At 60.2% G+C, this 14,479-nt stretch carries 18 protein-coding genes and 1 riboswitch; of the genes, 7 read left to right on the top strand and 11 right to left on the bottom strand.

All coding sequences use genetic code 11. The annotated features are described in order from the left end of the window. The first annotated feature begins 16 nt into the window (after positions 1 to 16). Both BKX96_RS18810 and BKX96_RS18805 read left to right on the top strand, forming a co-directional pair. Positions 17 to 1,015, top strand: a complete 999-nt coding sequence (locus BKX96_RS18810; RefSeq protein WP_046818985.1) for a methyltransferase — start codon at positions 17 to 19, stop codon at positions 1,013 to 1,015. 39 nt (positions 1,016 to 1,054) lie between these two features. Beyond that, a riboswitch (yybP-ykoY riboswitch) is annotated at positions 1,055 to 1,179 on the top strand. A gap of 89 nt (positions 1,180 to 1,268) precedes the next feature. After that, on the top strand, positions 1,269 to 1,853 hold the full coding sequence (locus BKX96_RS18805; protein WP_046818984.1) for a TMEM165/GDT1 family protein: 585 nt from the start codon (positions 1,269 to 1,271) through the stop codon (positions 1,851 to 1,853). Positions 1,854 to 1,976: 123 nt separating this feature from the next. On the opposite strand, the gene BKX96_RS18800 is transcribed toward BKX96_RS18805, so the two are convergent. From BKX96_RS18800 to BKX96_RS18785, 4 genes are all read right to left on the bottom strand, one after another. Next, positions 1,977 to 2,795, bottom strand: coding sequence for a M48 family metallopeptidase (locus BKX96_RS18800; protein ID WP_046818983.1), 819 nt, complete (start codon positions 2,793 to 2,795; stop codon positions 1,977 to 1,979). 139 nt (positions 2,796 to 2,934) lie between these two features. Further along, positions 2,935 to 3,558 carry an SOS response-associated peptidase gene (locus BKX96_RS18795; protein WP_046818982.1) on the bottom strand — a complete coding sequence of 208 codons (624 nt, stop codon included), beginning with the start codon at positions 3,556 to 3,558 and terminating at the stop codon, positions 2,935 to 2,937. A gap of 35 nt (positions 3,559 to 3,593) precedes the next feature. Then, a complete protein-coding gene (locus tag BKX96_RS18790; RefSeq protein ID WP_046818981.1) occupies positions 3,594 to 3,854 on the bottom strand; it encodes a putative signal transducing protein in 261 nt (86 codons plus the stop codon). A 9-nt stretch (positions 3,855 to 3,863) separates the two neighbouring features. Then, on the bottom strand, positions 3,864 to 4,046 hold the full coding sequence (locus tag BKX96_RS18785) for a CPXCG motif-containing cysteine-rich protein (RefSeq protein WP_046818980.1): 183 nt from the start codon (positions 4,044 to 4,046) through the stop codon (positions 3,864 to 3,866). 139 nt (positions 4,047 to 4,185) lie between these two features. Between BKX96_RS18785 and BKX96_RS18780 the strand changes: the two genes are divergently transcribed. Further along, positions 4,186 to 5,352, top strand: coding sequence for a 1-acyl-sn-glycerol-3-phosphate acyltransferase (locus BKX96_RS18780; RefSeq protein ID WP_077185194.1), 1,167 nt, complete (start codon positions 4,186 to 4,188; stop codon positions 5,350 to 5,352). Between the two features lie 84 nt (positions 5,353 to 5,436). On the opposite strand, the gene BKX96_RS18775 is transcribed toward BKX96_RS18780, so the two are convergent. Both BKX96_RS18775 and BKX96_RS18770 read right to left on the bottom strand, forming a co-directional pair. Further along, the gene (locus BKX96_RS18775; RefSeq protein WP_046818978.1) at positions 5,437 to 5,715 is read right to left on the bottom strand and encodes a hypothetical protein; all 279 of its coding nucleotides are present in this window, start codon (positions 5,713 to 5,715) and stop codon (positions 5,437 to 5,439) included. Between the two features lie 180 nt (positions 5,716 to 5,895). Beyond that, a complete protein-coding gene (locus BKX96_RS18770; RefSeq protein ID WP_046818977.1) occupies positions 5,896 to 6,480 on the bottom strand; it encodes a YajG family lipoprotein in 585 nt (194 codons plus the stop codon). A gap of 199 nt (positions 6,481 to 6,679) precedes the next feature. Here BKX96_RS18770 and BKX96_RS18765 point away from each other — a divergent pair, with 199 nt between their 5' ends. Both BKX96_RS18765 and mqo read left to right on the top strand, forming a co-directional pair. Beyond that, positions 6,680 to 6,913, top strand: a complete 234-nt coding sequence (locus tag BKX96_RS18765) for a hypothetical protein (RefSeq protein ID WP_046818976.1) — start codon at positions 6,680 to 6,682, stop codon at positions 6,911 to 6,913. A 739-nt stretch (positions 6,914 to 7,652) separates the two neighbouring features. Further along, positions 7,653 to 9,161, top strand: coding sequence for a malate dehydrogenase (quinone) (mqo, locus tag BKX96_RS18760; protein ID WP_046818975.1), 1,509 nt, complete (start codon positions 7,653 to 7,655; stop codon positions 9,159 to 9,161). Positions 9,162 to 9,230: 69 nt separating this feature from the next. Here the strand turns inward: mqo and BKX96_RS18755 are convergent, their stop codons facing one another. The 4 genes from BKX96_RS18755 to BKX96_RS18740 form a co-directional block, all read right to left on the bottom strand. After that, the gene (locus tag BKX96_RS18755; protein ID WP_015096805.1) at positions 9,231 to 9,518 is read right to left on the bottom strand and encodes a PA4642 family protein; all 288 of its coding nucleotides are present in this window, start codon (positions 9,516 to 9,518) and stop codon (positions 9,231 to 9,233) included. A 63-nt stretch (positions 9,519 to 9,581) separates the two neighbouring features. Continuing rightward, the gene (locus tag BKX96_RS18750; RefSeq protein WP_046818974.1) at positions 9,582 to 10,067 is read right to left on the bottom strand and encodes a hypothetical protein; all 486 of its coding nucleotides are present in this window, start codon (positions 10,065 to 10,067) and stop codon (positions 9,582 to 9,584) included. 156 nt (positions 10,068 to 10,223) lie between these two features. Beyond that, positions 10,224 to 10,697 (bottom strand): WbuC family cupin fold metalloprotein, encoded by a 474-nt coding sequence (locus BKX96_RS18745; protein ID WP_046818973.1) that lies wholly within the window; start codon positions 10,695 to 10,697, stop codon positions 10,224 to 10,226. A 3-nt stretch (positions 10,698 to 10,700) separates the two neighbouring features. Next, the gene (locus BKX96_RS18740; RefSeq protein ID WP_046818972.1) at positions 10,701 to 11,258 is read right to left on the bottom strand and encodes a hypoxanthine-guanine phosphoribosyltransferase; all 558 of its coding nucleotides are present in this window, start codon (positions 11,256 to 11,258) and stop codon (positions 10,701 to 10,703) included. Positions 11,259 to 11,424: 166 nt separating this feature from the next. On the opposite strand from BKX96_RS18740, the gene upp reads away from it, so the two are divergent. Both upp and BKX96_RS18730 read left to right on the top strand, forming a co-directional pair. After that, positions 11,425 to 12,063: a uracil phosphoribosyltransferase gene (upp, locus tag BKX96_RS18735; protein ID WP_008060213.1), complete on the top strand. Its 639-nt coding sequence runs from the start codon at positions 11,425 to 11,427 to the stop codon at positions 12,061 to 12,063. 2 nt (positions 12,064 to 12,065) lie between these two features. Further along, positions 12,066 to 13,340: a uracil-xanthine permease family protein gene (locus BKX96_RS18730; RefSeq protein WP_046818971.1), complete on the top strand. Its 1,275-nt coding sequence runs from the start codon at positions 12,066 to 12,068 to the stop codon at positions 13,338 to 13,340. Between the two features lie 100 nt (positions 13,341 to 13,440). On the opposite strand, the gene hemH is transcribed toward BKX96_RS18730, so the two are convergent. Continuing rightward, positions 13,441 to 14,466, bottom strand: a complete 1,026-nt coding sequence (gene hemH / locus BKX96_RS18725) for a ferrochelatase (protein WP_046818970.1) — start codon at positions 14,464 to 14,466, stop codon at positions 13,441 to 13,443. Positions 14,467 to 14,479: the final 13 nt, after the last annotated feature.

Genomic DNA, 14,479 nt, shown 5'->3' with positions numbered 1-14,479 from the left:
TTTCACAGGAGCAGTTATGGATCCGCGCAGTGAAGTACTGCTTCGTCAGGCTGAGTTATTCCAGGGCTCGGTATTGTTGGCCGGATTGCCCGCCGATGACCTGTTGGGTCGCCTGCCCCACGCCCATGGCTGGAGCTGGCACGCCGGCGATCAGGCGGCGCTGGATGCACGCTTCGCCGAGCGCAGCCATTTTGGCGTGGACGCGCCTGAGCGCGCGTTCGATAGCGCCGTGGTGTTTCTGCCCAAATCCAAGGACCTGACCGATTACATCCTCAACGCCCTCGCCTCTCGGCTGGCCGGCCGCGAGTTGTACCTGGTCGGTGAGAAAAAAAGCGGCATCGAAGGCGCCGCCAAGCAGCTGAACCCATTCGGCAAACCGCGCAAGCTCGACAGTGCGCGGCATTGCCAGTTGTGGCTGGTCACCGTGGCCAACGCGCCCGCGGCAAAACCTCTGGAAACCCTGGCCCAGACGTACGAATTGCCGCTGGCCGAAGGCCCATTGAAGGTCATCAGCCTGCCTGGCGTATTCAGCCACGGTCGACTGGATCGCGGCAGTGCGCTGTTGCTGGAACACCTGGACAAATTGCCAAGCGGCCACTTGCTGGACTTCGGTTGCGGTGCAGGTGTATTGGGCGCGGCGGTGAAACGTCGTTATCCGCACAACCAGGTCACCTTGCTGGATGTCGACGCCTTCGCCGCTGCCAGCAGTCGCCTGACCCTGGCGGCCAATGGCCTGGAAGCCGATGTCATTACCGGTGACGGAATCGACGCGGCTCCGATGGGATTGAGCGCCATCCTGAGCAACCCTCCGTTCCATGTCGGCGTGCATACCGATTACTACGCCACGGAAAACCTGCTGCGAAAAGCAGCCAAACATCTGAAAAACGGCGGCGAACTTCGGCTGGTAGCCAATAGCTTCCTGAAGTACCAACCGCTGATCGAAGAGCATCTCGGGGTGTGCACCATCAAGGCCGAAGGACAGGGTTTCCGCATCTACCGCGCCAAACGCGGATAGAAATTTGTACTTGCCGAATGGATTTTGCCTAGGCAGAATCCGCTCCGTCCTAGGGGAGTAGTCTCCCACGAGCGCCATGCTCGTCCGGCATGCGTCAACATACTTGGTCAACAGGCCATGGCGCATGCGACCCCAGCCTCCGCATCAGACGGAACGCAGGGTTTGACAAGACCTATGACACGAACACCTTACCCGGGGCGGGAAGGCTGTACGTGTCATAGCCGTGTCGACCCGCCCCTTAGGAAAACCCCTGATGCTGGATTCACTACTGGTACCTACCGCAATCGTTGCCTTGGCCGAAATCGGCGACAAGACGCAACTGCTCGCGCTCATTCTCGCCGCCCGCTTTCGCAAACCCTGGCCAATCATCGCCGGCATCATCGCCGCAACCCTGGCCAACCACGCGGCAGCCGGTGCGGTAGGCGCCTGGGTGGGCAGTTTCTTCTCGGATACGATGCTGCACTGGATCCTCGCGGCGAGCTTTGCCGCCACTGCACTGTGGACCCTGGTGCCGGACAAGATGGATGACGACGAGGCCAGTACTGCCCGCAAGTTCGGCCCCTTCCTGACCACATTGATCGCGTTCTTCCTTGCGGAAATCGGCGACAAGACCCAGATCGCGACCGTGATGCTCGCCGCGCAATACCCCGAGCTGTGGCTGGTGATCATCGGCACCACCCTCGGCATGCTGATTGCCAACGTGCCCGTGGTTCTGGCAGGTAACTTTGCGGCGGACAAACTGCCATTGACGCTGATCCGTCGACTGGCGGCGTCGGCGTTCTTCATCCTGGCGATTGTCGCGGTGTACAAGGCGATGCAGAGCAGCGGGTGGGTTTGACGGCGTAGGTCGAGAGACCGCGTTATCGTTCTTCGCGAGCAGGGCTCGCTCCCACATTGGATCGAGTTCAAATGTGGGAGCGAGCCTGCTCGCGAAGGGGCCGTCAGCAGCGCCGCAGGGACATCAGTGCTTCCTGGTCTGCTCGTAAAGCGGCATGACTTTCGGAATCGCCGCCTGCAACGAAGCGATCCGGCTCGATGACGCCGGGTGAGTACTCATGAACTCCGGCGGCGAACCTTCCGACGCCTTGGCCATCTTGTTCCACAAGGTGATCGCGGCGTTCGGGTTGTAGCCGGCACGTGCGGCCAGCTCAAGCCCAATCAGGTCGGCCTCGTTTTCATTGGACCGGCTGTTTGGCAAGGTCATGCCGTAGTTGGCCACGGTATCCGCCAGCGCCAGGGTGTCCGAGCCAAGGCCGAACAAGGCACCGGCCCCCTGCTTGGCCATCTCGATGCCATAGGCCTTGGACATTGCCTCACGACCGTGCTCGCGCAGGGCGTGGGCGATTTCATGGCCGAGGATGGCGGCGATCTCGTCGTCGGTCAGCTTCAGGCTGTCCATCAGGCCGGTATAGAAAATGATCTTGCCGCCAGGCCCGCAGTTGGCGTTGAGCTCATCGCTCTTGATCAGATTGACTTCCCACTTCCACTGGGCCGAATCGGGACGAAAAACCGGCGCCTGGGCAATCAGCCGATCGGAAATCACCTGGATGCGCTTAGCATCGTTACTGGTCTTGTCCAGCACACCCTGGCCGCTCGCCTCGCCCACGGTCTTTTGATAGGACTGGGCGTACATCTGATTGACCTGATCAGTGGACAGCATGCTGAACATGTATTGTTTGCGCTCGACACCTATGGCGCCACCGCTGGTGGTGTTGACCGACTGACAGCCGGCGAGCAGCAGCGCTGCGCCCAGTGCACCTACAACCCAAATCTTGCTCATCGAACAACTCCGTGAAAACTGCCACCTATCCTAGGCGTGGAAATGTATCGACACCAGATACACAGGAAATAAGACGCTTTTTTCAGGCAAAGCTCTCACCGACACAGGAAAAATTAAAAGATCGCAGGCTGTGATCTTTTCAACCTGGAGTAAGGCACTCCGGCCCATTGAGCTTCGGGTCATTGACCATGTTGGCCAGCACCCGCTCGCGCAACGCCGCCGGTTCGCTGGCGAGCAGGGCTTGCAGGGCATGCAGCGGCGTCTCGGGGTCAAGCCACGCGGCCTGCCCTGCCTCGTCAAGAATCAACGGTCGGCGCTGACTGGCGGCCGGTTGCGTGATCACCGCCGTGCTCAGCCACACCTGCTCCTGCACCGGATACGCCTCCCAGATGGCGGCGAAAAACAGCGATGAGCCCTCACCCGGCGTCAGCCAGTACGGCCGCTTGCGTGTGGTGCCGCGCCATTCGTAGAAACCGTTGGCCGGCAGCAGGCAGCGGCGCTGACGCAGGGCCTCGCGAAACATCGGCTGTTCGGCAACGGTTTCGGCCCGGGCATGGGCCGGGGTGCGGGACAGATCGGTCAGCCACGGCGGTGTCAGCCCCCAGCGGGCACGGGCCAGCTCACGCTGGCCGTCCTGGCCTGCGCGCAGCATCAGCACCGAATCGTTGGGGGAAATGTTCCACTGGGCCTGTTGATCGGCCGGAAAACCTGGCAGGGTCGCGAAGTCGCGATTCCAGCGAAACAGGGCATAACGTCCACACATGGGGCAGCACGACTCTTGATCAAACGAACGCCAGCCTAACAGACCAGCGTGCCGGGAAAGCTTTCCGGTTCATCGCCGGACAGCGGCAGCGCAGCATTGTACGCGGTGATCAGCTCCCGGGCGTATTCGGCCTGGTCATTATCCACCGCCAGGCCCAGCAGGCCGTAGATCGGCAATTCTCCCGTGGCGCCCACCAGGTCGCGGCCCACCAGATGCGCCTCGACGCCTTCGCTGGCGAGCATGCCTTGCAGCAACTCGCCTTCCATCAGGTTTTCCGGTTCGTAGATGCGCTGCATGGGTGCCCCTCACTCATTTTCGCTGAAGACTTCCAGAAACCAGTCCTCTCCATGAACCTGCAACACGAATGTGATCGGCCGACAACACACCTGACAGTCTTCGATATAGGTCTGATCGCCGCCGGACAAGTCCACCGTCGTTTCGACTGTTTCACCACAATACGGGCATTCATAAAGCGCAGTTTCCAGCATCGCGGTCTCCCAGGTGACTTGTGCGTATAATCGCCGGTCTATTTGCAGGGCTATTTTTGCCTGACTACTTTTTCAGACCGTGCCCTGCTGGTTTTCGATCAAAACCTTTACTTACCCTAGCCGTTTCTAACAAGAGAGCATGATGGGCGAATTCGATGCCATCCGACCTTACGACGATAGCGAAGTCCCAGCGGTGCTGGCGCGACTGCTCGGCGACAAGGCGTTTCTAGATATCCTCACCCACTTCCGCTTCCCGCGTTTTGCCGGCGCCTTGGGCTGGGCGCTCAAACCCCTTATAGCTCATCGACTGCGCCGCGAGTTCGCCGGCATCACGTCGGTGGCAACCTTGCAGGACAAAGTCGAGTACTACGTCGACCACACCATCGAACGCGCCACGGACGGAGTGACATACACCGGTGTGGAGCAGTTCAAGACCGGCAGCGCCTATCTGTTCATCGCCAACCACCGTGACATCGTGATGGACCCGGCCTTCGTCAATTACGCCGTGTACCACGCCGGCCTGCCGACCCCGCGCATCGCCATCGGAGACAATCTGCTGCAGAAGCCCTTTGTCAGTGACCTCATGCGCCTGAACAAGAGCTTCATCGTGCACCGTTCGATCACCGGTCGGCGCGAGAAGATGGCGGCGTACCAATTGCTGTCGGCGTACATCAACCATTCGATCCGCAACGATTGCGCCTCGATCTGGATCGCCCAGGCAGAAGGCCGGGCCAAGGACGGCGACGACCGTACCGAGTCGGCGATCCTCAAGATGTTCCACATGAGCCGCAAGGACGAGCCGTTCGGTGAAGTCATCCGTTCGCTCAACCTGACCCCCGTGTCGATCAGCTACGAGTACGATCCGTGCGACCAGGCCAAGGCCCGCGAACTCTACATCCGCGCCACCACCGGCAGCTACACCAAGGCCCCCGGCGAGGATGACGTGAGCATCGCCAAGGGCATCACCGGCTACAAGGGTCGGGTGCACGTGAACTTTGCGGCGCCCATCACCGAGCTGTTCGAAGACACCAAGCAATTGGCGATCGAGATGGACAAGCAGATCCTCGGCGGTTATCGCCTGTTCCCGGTGCACTACCTGGCCTACGCCCAATGGCAGGATGTCGACCCGCAACTGCAGGTACCGCGCGCCAGCGAGATTTTCCCGGCCGACGAACTGGCCAAGGCCCAGGACCAATGGCAGCAACGCCTGGATGCCTGCCCCGAGGAACATCGTCCGTTCCTGGTGCTGCAATACGCCACCCCGGTGCGCAATCAGTACCGGGTCAAGGCTGGATTGCCGCTTTAACCGCGGATTCGACAACGGCGCCCTCGGGCGCCGTTTTTATTGGTTTGACCTGTAGGCGCTGCCGCAGGCTGCGATCTTTTGCTTCTAGACCTGGGTGCTGATCCACGACACCAGCAACGCCAGCGCCATGCAGGCAAAGCCAAAGCGGTAGAAAAACCGATTCATGCGCAGGGTTGCCCAATCCAGCGTCGGCTCCTGGCTTGGGCTGCTCTGGCGTTGCGATTGCAGACTGGCCATTGCGCGCTGTTCGCGGCGACGGGTGGCGTGCAGCAACCAACCGCCCGGGAAGGCCAGCAGCAGGGCCAGCAGATTGATCAATTTGGCGGGATGGGCGGTAAACAGCGTCATCAAATGCAGCGACATCACAAACCTCAAACGAAACCGGGGGCGGCAGGCACCTCACCGGTGACCGCGGGCGAATTCTACCGAAAGCCTGCGTCCCTGCCCTGCCTTTCCGACAATTAACGATTCAAATGACCAGTGGCCATGAAAAAAGCCCGGGGCCATTGCTGGCGCCGGGCTTGGGGGCATCTGGCGAATGTTTTACTCGCCGAGGACCTGACCCACGGTCGGGTCCTTGAACAAGCGGGTCAACGCATCGCTCAACACGTCGCTGACCAGCTTGGTGTTGGTTTCCTGATTCGGCGCCATGCCGAAACGCTGGTCCAGGGACGCGCCATAACGACCGCTGTAGCGACGGTTGGCATTCTGCACATCGGAGCGGAAAGTCGCGCCAATGGTTGCCTCGGTCACGTACATGCCTTCTTTGGGCGACTGGTACTTCAATTCGGCCAGCGTCACGGTGATCTGCGGCGCGTTCGCCGCATTGGCCGTCGGGGTGAAGCCCAGCAACCGCACGGCCGCTTCGGCCTGCGCCTGCAGTTTCGGCAAGATCTGCGCGCCCTGCACGGTAATCGCGCTGGTCTCCGGGTACAGGCCGCCACGGGTGCCCAGGGTTGGCGACGGACGACCGTCGACCACGCGCACCACCACCGGCTGGCCGCGGCCGACCGGCGCCAGTTGGGCCGTCAGCTTGGGTTCCGGGTTCAGTTGTTGCGGGCTGTGGGCGCAGCCGACCAACGTCAAGCTGGTCACAGTGATCAAACCGAACAACAGGCGTTGCAACATACTCTTCTCTCCAGAATCAGGCACTAACAGGCTCGCAGTATAGCGGTGCGCCGCTGCAGCGAACCAGCGCAACAATTGAGGAAAGTTCTGACAAATCTTTCAGAATCCGCTGCCTGTCACGCACCTGTCATCGCCCATACACTTGTGCGTCACGGCTCGCTGGCACTCTTCTCAGCAGTCCCCCACAAGGTACTTCGCCATGCGCTTTCTCGTCTCGCTGTTCGCCCCACGCCCACGGCACCGCAGCTTTGCCCTGCTCGACAGCAACGGCCTTTGCCAGGCATTCAAGCAGTGCAGCCTCCAGCCCATGGGCGATGGTTGGGTCGAAATCGAAGAAATTCGCCTCAACTGGCTGCAGCAACCCCTGCCCGCCAGTGCCCGCGTGGGCCAGCATCCACCTCGTTCACAGGCTCGGCAACTGATGGCGACCTGACCAGACGCCTAATAAAAGTCATTAAACACGACCAATTCCCTGCGTTTCTTCGCTACAATCTCCCCCCGATTATAAGGACGTCTCCTGATCGGGCCTCGCAGCATCGTCATTGCTTCGGTTTTGGCACCCCGCACCGCCCACAGAGAGCCGCCCACACAGATCGAGTGAAGCTGGCGCGCTTGCTGTTCCTCAAGCACAACACCACTTTGCGCGAATCTGCAGAGCTGTCATTACGCTCGGTCACTGAGCTGTTTGCCCGTATCGCCTGCCTGGAATTTCCTGGCGGCGGACCATTCGGGCACGGTGCCAGGCTGGGACAGCCCTTTTTTGAGGTTCACGTCTTCAAAAGAGCGTGAAAAAAACGGGTTTTCACAACTTCACAAGAGTGTGGCGAGCAAATGAATAGTTTTGCGTCTGAATATGCACCATTAGCGTCCAGTACAGCCCAACGACACAGGACCGAGTACACCTCGAATACCGGAGCCTGAAGCCTGTCCGCTACGGATTTGGTTGCACAAGCGGGTGTATCGACCATAAGTCGAATTGCCAGTCGCACGTTGAAATGAGTTCATAGGGCTCTTAGTAAACCCGGCCGGTAGCATCCGTCGAAGTTGCGAAAAATTGCGAAGATTCGGACATGGCGATACTGCCATGAGTTCGAGGGGCATCACTGACTCGCCCCGGAACGCCTGGCAGCCATGCCGACAATTTGGTGCTGCAGATTTTGGAGACGCGTTAAATGGCGCATAACGAAGCAGTCGACGTAGTACTGGTTGGGGCCGGCATCATGAGTGCCACCCTCGCAGTACTGCTCAAAGAGCTCGACCCCGCGATCAAGCTGGAAGTCGTCGAGCTGATGGATTCCGGTGCCGCGGAGAGTTCCAACCCGTGGAACAACGCCGGTACCGGTCACGCCGGCCTGTGCGAGCTGAACTACACGCCGCAGGCTGCCGATGGCACCGTCGACATCAAGAAAGCCGTGCATATCAACACCCAGTTCGAGGTGTCGAAGCAGTTCTGGTCGTACCTGACCAAGAAAGGCACGTTCGGCTCGTGCAAATCGTTTATCAGCCCGGTGCCACACCTGAGTTTCGTGCAGGGCGAAAGCGGCGTGTCCTTCCTCAAGGAACGCTTCAACGTGCTGAGCAAGCACCACGCCTTCGCCGACATGGAATACACCGAAGACAAGGCCAAGATGGCCGAGTGGATGCCGCTGATGATGCCGGGGCGCGATCCTGGCGAAACCCTGGCAGCCACTCGCGTGATCAACGGTACCGATGTCAACTTTGGCGCCCTGACCAACCAACTGCTCAAGCACCTGACCAGCGCTCCCGATGCCCAGGTCAAGTACTGCAAGCGCGTGACCGGTCTCAAGCGCAACAACGGTGGCTGGACCGTCAGCATCAAGGACGTCAACAGCGGCAACACCCGTGAAGTCGACGCCAAGTTCGTCTTCCTCGGCGCGGGCGGCGCGGCCTTGCCGCTGCTGCAGGCTTCGGGCATCGAAGAGAGCAAAGGCTTCGGCGGCTTCCCGATCAGCGGCCAATGGCTGCGTTGCGACAACCCGGAAGTGGTCAAGCACCATCAGGCCAAAGTCTACAGCCAGGCTGCCGTGGGCTCGCCACCGATGTCCGTGCCGCACCTCGATACCCGTGTCGTCGACGGCAAGAAATCCCTACTGTTCGGACCTTACGCCGGCTTCACCACCAAGTTCCTCAAGCACGGCTCCTTCATGGACCTGCCGATGTCGGTTCGCGCCGGCAACATCGGCCCGATGCTGGCGGTGGCGAAAAACAACATGGACCTGACCAAGTACCTGGTCAGCGAAGTGATGCAGTCGATGGAGCAGCGCCTGGAATCCCTGCGTCGCTTCTACCCTGAAGCAAAAGCCGAAGACTGGCGCCTGGAAGTCGCCGGCCAACGGGTGCAGATCATCAAGAAAGACCCGAAAAAAGGCGGCGTCCTGCAATTCGGTACCGAACTGGTCGCGGCCAAGGACGGCTCCCTTGCCGCCCTGCTCGGCGCCTCGCCAGGTGCCTCGGTGACGGTTTCGATCATGCTGGAACTGATCGAAAAATGCTTCCCGGGCAAAGCCAAGGGCCAATGGGCTGCCAAACTGGCAGAGATCTTCCCGGCCCGGGAGAAAGTCCTGGAAACCGACGCTGCGCTGTATCGCAAGATCAATGTGCAGAACAACGTTGCCCTGGAACTGGTTGAAGAAAGCAGCGAGACCCCAAGCTTCGCTTGATTCGGTTGCATAAAAAACGCCCCGTCCATCAATGATGGCGGGGCGTTTTTTTATGCCGCCTGAATGATCTTAGCCGCGAGCCTTCTCGATCAACTCGATGTAATCCGGGGCATTGCGTTGATCCTTGATCAGGGCAACGAAGTCATTGCCGTGCTCGTCCTTGCCGTTCACGTCATAACCTGCCTCGACGAAGAACGTCAGGAAACGCTCGAAATCGTCGATCCGCAGGCCACGATAGGCCTTGACCAGCTTGTGCAGGGACGGGGAAGTCGCGTCGACCGGCTCGAAATCGAGGAACAACTTGATCTGCTCATCGCCGATCTCGTCACCAATCACTTGTTTCTTATCTTTACGCATTGCCGACTCCAGCTCGCAGACATTTCACGGGGCGGGCAGTTTACCCCTGCGCGGGCGCCGGGCTCAACGCGGACGAACAGCCCCGGTGTGCAGATCGGCCCAGATGTGGCCGTTGGCGTAGCTCAGGAACTGGCAATACACCGTATCGTTGCGCAACAAGTCGATAATCACCCGATATTGAGCCAGCGGGTAATAAAGCGTCAGGGTTTTGCTCTTGTCGTCGTAGAGCGGCTTTTTCAGGCTTTTGCTTTCGCCATCGAAATTGACCAGCACCTGACTGATGGTGGCGCCCTTGTTCAAGGATTTGCCCTTGAGGCGAATCATCAGCGGCGAAGTAATGGGGATCGGCTGCTGGCTGGACTGGCGCTGATTGCCGACCACCACCGAATATTCGGTGACTTGCAGCAGCTGTTGTTGCTCGGGTTCGGCATCACGCAGGGTCAGGTCGTCCGGCGGCAGGAACTGTGCGTGCATGGGGGCCGGGGCGGCGGCCAGGGGCAGGCTGAGGGTCAGCAACAGGGCGGCACAGCTGCGGATCAGAAAGCTCATGACAGGCTCCGGAATCGGGGCTGAGCACTCTAGCATGGGATCTGTGAACACGATCCATTGTGGAAGCGAGCCTGCTCGCGAAAGCATCGGCACATTCAGCATGAATGTGTCAGTGAAACCGCTATCGCGAGCAGGCTCGCTCCCACAGGAAGAACATCACTCGAACTGCGCGCGCATCCAGGCTTGATACTCGGCAACACCAGGTTCGCCTTCACGCGGCGCCCAGTGCGCCAGCTCGCCTTCGCCCACCGGACGATACGGACCCGCCTTGCACTCGAACATCAGGCTGTCGGCTTCGAGCACAACTAGGCCATGGAACACACCGGTCGGCAAGTCCACGCCGACACAATCGCCGCCAGCCTGCAGCACCTGCTTTTTCACCACCGCGCCGGTCTCGTCGAAAATCAACAGCCCGAGCCGGCCCTTAAGGACCAGCAAGGTCTCGGCCTTGTTGTCACCCAGGTGGCGGTGCGGCGGTATATAGGTGTTCGGTTGCAGCCCTACCGCCATCCGGTGGCAGGCATCTTCCATCTGGTGGAAGTTATGATGCTGGCGTCCACGGGGATTGGCCACGGCTTTCTCGGCCAATTCAGTGAACAGCGTTTGATCAAGAAAGCTCGGTGTGGCCATTGCTTACATTCCTTTAACGGCAAAAATCCCGTTGGCGTTACGCCAGTAGCCTTTGTAGTCCATGCCGTAGCCAAAGATGTAACGATCGATGCACGGCAAACCGACGAAATCGGCCTTCAGGTCCGGGCGAGCCTTGCGGTCGTGGTCCTTGTCGATCAGCACGGCGGTGTGCACTTTACGCGCGCCGGCGTGCTTGCAGAAGTCGATGATAGCGCCGAGGGTATGACCTTCGTCGAGGATGTCGTCGATGATCAGCACGTCACGGTCGATGAACGACACTTCCGGCTTGGCTTTCCAGAACAGCTCGCCGCCGCTGGTTTCGTTGCGATAACGGGTGGCGTGCAGGTAGGACGCTTCCAGCGGAAACTGCAAGTGGGTGAGCAGTTTGCCGGCGAAAATCAGGCCGCCGTTCATCACGCAGAAAACCACCGGGTTGCTGTCCGCCAGTTGATCGTTGATGTGCGCACCGACGCGGGCGATGGCCGCCTCGACTTCAGCTTCGGTGTACAGGCAGTCAGCCTCTCGCATGATTTGACGGATATGCTCGAGATCAGCGGACATGGCGCTCTCCTGGGAGGGGTGGCAGTTTCGGAAAAGCGGGCAAAGGTACGCATCAAGTGAGGCCAGATCAAGCGTTTGTGGACTAACGTACTCTATGTCTATAGGACATCACCCTCGGATAGATTAATCTAGGCCGGTTTTTTTGCCCGCCGCCGGAGCCTTTCCCATGCCCATCCTCGAGATCCGCCACCCGCTGATCCGTCATAAACTTGGCCTGATGCGCCGCGCAGACATCAGCACCAAGAATTTCCGTGAACTCGCTCAGGAAGTCGGCGCACTGCTGACCTATGAAGCCACCAAAGACCTGCCGCTGGAAACCTACGATATCGAAGGTTGGTGCGGCACCGTGTCGGTGGAGAAAATCGCCGGCAAGAAAATTACCGTAGTACCGATCCTGCGCGCCGGTATCGGCATGCTCGAAGGCGTACTCAGCCTGATCCCGGGTGCCAAGGTCAGCGCCGTGGGCGTGGCCCGCAACGAGGAAACCCTCGAAGCCCACACCTACCTCGAGAAACTGGTACCGGAAATCGACGAACGCCTGGCCATGATCATCGACCCGATGCTCGCCACCGGCGGCTCGATGGTTGCCACCATCGACCTGCTGAAAAAAGCCGGCTGCAAGGACATCCGCGCCATGGTGCTGGTCGCTGCACCCGAAGGTATCGCCGTGGTCGAGAAAGCTCACCCGGACGTGATCATCTACACCGCTTCCATCGACCAGAAACTCAACGAACACGGTTACATCATCCCGGGCCTGGGCGATGCTGGCGACAAGATCTTCGGCACCAAGCAGAAGGACGCGTGAGCATGCAGCAAGAGTTCAACGATCCGCTCTGGCGCACAGTGCTGTCTGGCGCCCAGATGCTGTTCGTGGCCTTCGGTGCCCTGGTGTTGATGCCGCTGATCACGGGTCTGGACCCGAACGTGGCACTGTTCACCGCAGGCCTGGGGACAATTCTGTTCCAGGTCGTTACCGGGCGTCAGGTGCCGGTGTTCCTGGCGTCGAGCTTCGCCTTCATCACCCCGATCATTCTCGCCAAGGGCCAGTTCGGCCTTGCCGCGACCATGGGCGGGGTGATGGCGGCCGGTTTTGTCTACACCTTCCTCGGCCTGGCGGTGAAAATCAAAGGCACCGGCTTCATTGATCGCCTGCTGCCGCCGGTGGTGATCGGCCCTGTGATCATCTCCATTGGCCTGGCCATGGCGCCGATCGCCGCCAACATGGCGATGGGCAAGGCCGGTGACGGCAGTGAGCTGATTCATTACCAGACGGCGATGCTGATCTCGATGCCAGCACTGCTGACCACCCTGATCGTCGCGGTGTTCGGCAAAGGCATTTTCCGCCTGGTGCCGATCATTTCCGGCGTGCTGGTGGGGTTTGCCATGGCGTTCTACTTTGGCGTAGTCGATACCGCGAAGATTGCCGCCGCCCCCTGGTTCGCCATTCCGCACTTCACTGCGCCGGAATTCAACTGGCAGGCGATTCTGTTCATCGTTCCGGTGGCCCTGGCCCCGGCCATCGAGCACATCGGCGGCGTGATTGCCGTAGGTAGCGTGACCGGTCGCGATTACCTGAAGAAGCCTGGGTTGCATCGCACCCTGCTCGGCGATGGCATTGCCACCACCGCCGCCGGCCTGTTCGGCGGTCCACCCAACACCACGTACGCCGAAGTCACCGGCGCGGTGATGCTGACCAAGAACTACAACCCGAAAATCATGACCTGGGCGGCGATCTTCGCCATCAGCCTGGCGTTCATCGGCAAGTTCGGTGCGCTGCTGCAAAGCATTCCGGTGCCAGTGATGGGCGGGATTCTCTGCCTGTTGTTCGGCTCGATTGCGGCCGTGGGGATGAACACGCTGATTCGCCACAAGATCGACCTGGGCGAAGCACGCAACCTGGTGATCGTCTCGGTGACCCTGGTGTTCGGCATTGGTGGCGTGCTGGTCGGTACCGGCACAGGTCCGGACGACTTCGGCCTCAAAGGCATCGCGCTGTGCGCGGTGGTGGCGATTGCGCTGAACCTGATCCTGCCGGGCAATGACAGCTGGAAGCACAAGAAGGCTGAAGAGCCGCTGATCTAAGCCAGCCTTGAGGACGCCTTCGCGGGCAAGCCCGCTCCCACAGGGTCAGTGCAAAACCTGTGGGAGCGGGCTTGCTCGCGAAGGCGTTCCGACGATGCTTTTAGAGCACCAACGGTGCCCTTTCGCACAACGCACTCAACGCCTTCGCCCACTGCGGGTCATCGTTGAGGCACGGCACCAGCACCAACTCCTCCCCCCCCGCTTCGCGGAACTGCTCCAGCCCGCGATCGCCTATTTCTTCCAGCGTCTCGATGCAATCGGCGACGAAGGCCGGGCACATCACCAGCAATCTCTTGACCCCACTCTTGCCGAGCTCATCAAGGCGCGCCTCGGTGTAGGGCTCGATCCATTTTGCGCGACCCAAACGCGACTGGAACGACACCGACCACTTGTCCTCCGGCAGCCCCAGGCGCTTGGCAAACTCGGATGCCGTGCGCAGGCATTGGGCGCGGTAGCAGGTCGCCAATACTTCTGGCGAGGCGTTCAGACAGCAATTATCGCTTTTGAAGCAATGGTGGCCGGTAGGGTCGATCTTGGTCAGGTGCCGCTCCGGCAAACCGTGGAAGCTCAACAACAGGTGATCGTAATCCTGCTGCAGATACGGCTTGGCGCTGGCAACCAGCGCGTCGAGATACTCCGGTTGATCGTAGAATGGCTGGAGAATCGAAAACTGCACATCCAGCCGTTTTTCGCGCACCACCCGTTTGGCTTCCTCGATCACCGTGGTCACGGTGCTGTCGGCGAACTGCGGATAGAGCGGTGCGAGAGTGACCTTCTTGTGCCCCTGGGCCGCCAGTCGTACCAGCATCGACTCAATCGATGGCTCGCCATAACGCATCGCCAACTCCACCGGACCGTGGGTCCACCGGGCAGCCATGGCGTGTTGCAGCCGGCGACTGAGCACCACCAACGGCGAGCCCTCCTCCCACCAGATCGACGCGTAGGCGTGAGCTGACTGTTCCGGGCGCTTGAACAGAATCAGAGACACCAGCATGCGTCGCACCGGCCACGGCAAATCGATCACATACGGGTCCATCAAAAATTGATTGAGGTAACTGCGCACATCCGCCACCGAAGTGGAGGCCGGCGAGCCCAGGTTGACCAGAAGCAACGCGTGATCGGTCATGCAACGTCCTATT

The sequence above is a fragment of the Pseudomonas putida genome, from assembly GCF_001976065.1.
Taxonomy (GTDB): domain Bacteria; phylum Pseudomonadota; class Gammaproteobacteria; order Pseudomonadales; family Pseudomonadaceae; genus Aquipseudomonas; species Aquipseudomonas serbica.
The sequence above is the reverse complement of the archived record's forward strand: the minus strand, read 5'-3'. Positions and strand labels throughout refer to the sequence as shown.